Source organism: Vibrio sp. YT-19(2023), assembly GCF_033337395.1.
The window spans coordinates 1-671 of sequence record NZ_JAWOQN010000565.1 but is presented as its reverse complement, the minus strand read 5'-3'; the positions used below and the strand labels follow the sequence as shown (position 1 = coordinate 671).

The 671-nt window shown below is 42.6% G+C and carries 2 protein-coding genes; one reads left to right on the top strand and one right to left on the bottom strand.

Translation table 11 applies throughout. The annotated features are described in order from the left end of the window. A partial coding sequence (gene dsbB / locus R7E78_RS27170) for a disulfide bond formation protein DsbB (protein ID WP_318058753.1) occupies positions 1-417 on the top strand: 417 nt, incomplete at its 5' end. A gap of 84 nt (positions 418-501) precedes the next feature. On the opposite strand, the gene R7E78_RS27165 is transcribed toward dsbB, so the two are convergent. Further along, the coding region (locus R7E78_RS27165) for an SEC-C metal-binding domain-containing protein (RefSeq protein WP_318058754.1) at positions 502-671 on the bottom strand (170 nt) is incomplete at its 5' end.

Below are 671 nucleotides of genomic sequence, written 5' to 3'. Positions count from 1 at the left end.
GCACCATGTGTAATGTGTATTTATGAGCGTGTGGCAATGATGGGTATTGGCGGTGCAGCTATCATCGGACTTATCGCACCGAACAACGCACTATTCCGCTGGTTAGGGCTTATTGGTTGGGGATTAAGCTCGTACAAAGGATTGATGCTTGCAATGCAGCATGTTGATTACCAGTTCAATCCATCACCATTTGCAACTTGTGATCTTTTTGTCACCTTCCCAAGTTGGGCTCCGTTAAACCAATGGGTTCCTTGGATGTTTGAAGCGTATGGCGATTGTTCAAAAATTGTTTGGCAGTTCTTCGACTTATCGATGCCACAATGGTTGGTGGTTATCTTCGCTGGTAACTTGGTCGCTTTGGCGTTGATCGTGATTGCACAGTTCTTTCCGGTGAAACGTAAGAATCCAATTCGTTAAGGCGTATAAAAATATAGATAATAAAAAGCCGACCTTAGGGTCGGCTTTTTATTGGGTTCGATTCAGTAACTCGCTTTTATAGTGTTACTTACCACAACATTGCTTGAACTTTTTACCGCTCTCACAAGGGCATGGATCGTTACGACCTACATCTTTAAATGGGTTTAGGCTTTGAGATTTATTGACGACCATTAGTTCATCTGCACCCAATGCGACTTCAACTAACATCAAATCAAGTTGATCAACAAGGTCTG